Here is a 2,808-nt window from a genome sequence, read left to right as displayed (position 1 = left end):
ATGCGCCGGCCGGCACGCGATCACCCGAACGGGACCGAGAATCGAATCTCCGTCCGGCCCTCAAGCCCCAAGAGCGCTTTGATCACGGCTTCTGAGGCGGTCAACGCCAACACGAGGTTGGGCGCCGGTCTCCCCGGGGCTCGGCCGCCCACCTTGATGGTCATCCCCGGGCAGGGGTCCATACCTTGCACAGGCAAAGGCTCGATAACGTCGCAGGTCAAAGCATTGGTGAGAGCGGTCCGGACACCTTGATGCCCGTTCCGGGCGCCGGGACGGGCATCAAGGTATCGGTGGCGGGTGCCGGTCAGGACTTGGTGTCGGTCAGCTCCACCAAGGGCCCGGCCCGGCCTCGAGATCGGCGATCGACCACCAGACGTCGGAGCTGGGTCCTTCGTCTTCCAGGTCCTCCAGCTTGGCGACCATGGCCGGGACGGTGCGCAGCATCTTGGCGACGTAGCGGGTGTGGGCGATGAGTTCCAGGTCGTTGGCGCGGTGGGCGAAGCCGGCCTGGCCGGTGCCGGTGAGGACGGACAGCAGCCTGGGGAAGTGCACGTAGCGGCGTTCCCACAGGGGCACGCCGCCGTCCTGCGCCTCGGTGGTGCCCCGCACTCCGGCTGGCAGGGGAGCGGTGGCCCAGTAGCGGGCGTAGGCGTTCAGCTTGGCGGCCAGCCGGGGCCCGCCCGTGGTGCCGCGGTCGACCTCGACGAACGCCAGATTGGTTGCTCGGTCAGGTACCAGCCCCTGGCCCGCCCGGACTGGGGCAGCACCAGCTCCTCGGCCAGGCCCTCGTCGCGCAGTCGCCGCAGCCGACCGCGCATCTTCTCGATGCCCGCGTCCGGGGCGGTCAGCCGGCGCAGCTGCTCGGCGGTGGCGATCCGGAACTGGAACAAGGCGGCGAGCACGGCCCAGGTGATCTCCACCTCCCGCGTCTCACTGTCGGGCTCCGCGCCCGTCCGCGCCCTGCTCTTCGTCATCGCAGGGGTGCCCCTTCGGCTGGGCGCGGAGCCGGGTGCTCCGCGCGGTCGCCGAAGGGAACCCCGCGAACCTTGGTGGATCCCTTGGTGAACAGCCCCCTCGGCCGCAACGATCACGTAACGGCCTCCACCAACGTTGGTGCCGCGCACGGCCACCAACCTTGGTGGATTCACCGCCCGGATCCCCTTGATGGCGGCCCGAAATACCTTGATGGAGCGGCGGACACCTTGATGGCCGGGCCGGACACCTTGATGCCGCCCCGCCCCGGACCGACCGCTGCGCCCTACAGCTCCCAGGCCCCGCACCGTGGCCGCTGGGGGGCGGCGAGGGTGTGCCACACCGCTCCGCCGGGCCCGTGCCGCTCCAGGTCGTCCAGCCGGGCCGCCCCGGCCCGAACGGTCGTCAGCATCTGCTCCACCATCGGGTGCAGGCCGGCGAGGGCCTGGAGGTCGCGGATCCGGCGCCGGGCGGCCTGCTCGCCGGTGTCGGCCAGGACGAACAGCAGCCTGGGGAACCGCGTATGGTGCTGCTGCCAGGCCGGCCCCACGCTCTGCGCGCCCGCCGTGCGCCGCAGATGGACCGGGACGGGGTGGTGCTCGTGGAAGCGGGCGTACCCGATTAGCTTCGGTTCAGGCACGGATTCCGTGAAGTCGATCGTGCTTCCGTGCGCCGGTGACTCTCCGTCATCTACGGATGGATGCTGGTTGCGTGTGAGGTGAACTCCTTTCTGCTTCCGCATCTCGCGGGGATGCGGATCGAGTGCATGGAAGAGCGGGACGGCCGTGTGGTGATCGAGGCATCGACGCCGGAGGCCGTGCCCGTGCCGTGTCCAGACTGCGGGGCGTCGTCCGATCGGGTGCACAGCCGGTACGGACGGCGGCTGGCGGACGCGCCGTGCGGCGGGCGGGGCGTCGTGATCGAGCTGTCGGTGCGCCGGCTGTTCTGCGACAACGGAGACTGCCCGCGGGTGACCTTCGCCGAGCAGATCGAGGGGCTGACCTGTCGCTACGGCCGCCGAACGCCCCTCCTGCAGCAGCAGCTCAGCGCGCCGGGTGTCGTCCTGGCCGCCCGCGCCGTCGTTCGTCTGGCCCTGCTACTCGGGATCGTGATCAGCCGGACGACCGTCCTGCGCCTGGTCATGGCACTGCCAGACCCGGCCTGGACGAGTCCGCGTGTGCTCGGCATCGACGAGTTCGCCACGAGGAAGGGTCGCCGGTACGGCACCATCCTGGTTGACTGCGAGACCCCTTGACCCGCTGCCCGACCGCGACGCAGACAGCGTCACCGCGTGGCTGCGCGAGCGCCCCGGCGTTGAAATCATCTGCCGCGACCGCGCGCAGGTCTTTGCCGACGGCGCCCGCGAAGGCGCCCCGAACGCCCAGCACTGCGCGGACAAATGGCACGTGTGGCACAACCTGGCCGAAGCCGTCGAACGCCTCGTCTCCCGCCACCGCACCCTGCTGCGTGACCTGGTCGAACCCGAACCGGAACCTGAGCTACCCGAACCGGAGCTCGCATCCGTCGAGACGGCCACGGTCGACGAGAGTCTGCCCGAGCCCTACCCGGCGGGAAAGTTCCTCGACCGGCTCCGCGACACCCACGCCGCCGTCCGTGCCCAGGTCGAGCAGGGCCTGAGCCTGCGCGAGGTCGCTCGTCGCCTCGGTTTCGGCCGTAACACGGTCCGCAAGTACGCCCGCGCGGCCAGCCCCGAGGCCATGCTGCACGGCCAGTGGCAGAATGAGACTCCCCCGGGATGCGGGAGAAGCTGACAGCGGTTCAGATGGGGAGCATGGAAGGAAGCCCCACGATGGCCGCACCGATGAAGTACCCACT

The 2,808-nt window shown here is 70.5% G+C and carries 5 protein-coding genes; 2 read left to right on the top strand and 3 right to left on the bottom strand.

The annotated features are described in order from the left end of the window. Positions 1-321: 321 nt before the first annotated feature. The 3 genes from ACWC9T_RS41450 to ACWC9T_RS41440 all read right to left on the bottom strand — a co-directional run bounded on the left by ACWC9T_RS41450 (position 322) and on the right by ACWC9T_RS41440 (position 1,612). Positions 322-609: a hypothetical protein gene (locus ACWC9T_RS41450; RefSeq protein ID WP_449826193.1), complete on the bottom strand. Its 288-nt coding sequence runs from the start codon at positions 607-609 to the stop codon at positions 322-324. A 44-nt stretch (positions 610-653) separates the two neighbouring features. Then, complete coding sequence (locus ACWC9T_RS41445; RefSeq protein ID WP_449826192.1) at positions 654-974, bottom strand: hypothetical protein; 321 nt, start codon at positions 972-974, stop codon at positions 654-656. A 284-nt stretch (positions 975-1,258) separates the two neighbouring features. After that, positions 1,259-1,612, bottom strand: coding sequence for a hypothetical protein (locus tag ACWC9T_RS41440; protein ID WP_449826191.1), 354 nt, complete (start codon positions 1,610-1,612; stop codon positions 1,259-1,261). A 126-nt stretch (positions 1,613-1,738) separates the two neighbouring features. Between ACWC9T_RS41440 and ACWC9T_RS41435 the strand changes: the two genes are divergently transcribed. After that, positions 1,739-2,227: a transposase family protein gene (locus ACWC9T_RS41435; protein ID WP_449826190.1), complete on the top strand. Its 489-nt coding sequence runs from the start codon at positions 1,739-1,741 to the stop codon at positions 2,225-2,227. After that, complete coding sequence (locus ACWC9T_RS41430; RefSeq protein WP_449826189.1) at positions 2,208-2,744, top strand: transposase; 537 nt, start codon at positions 2,208-2,210, stop codon at positions 2,742-2,744. Before ACWC9T_RS41435 ends, ACWC9T_RS41430 begins: the two co-directional genes overlap by 20 nt. Positions 2,745-2,808: the final 64 nt, after the last annotated feature.

The organism is Kitasatospora sp. NPDC001159 (assembly GCF_053598235.1).
Note: the sequence above shows the minus strand (reverse complement) of the source record. Positions and strands in the feature narration are given on the sequence as shown.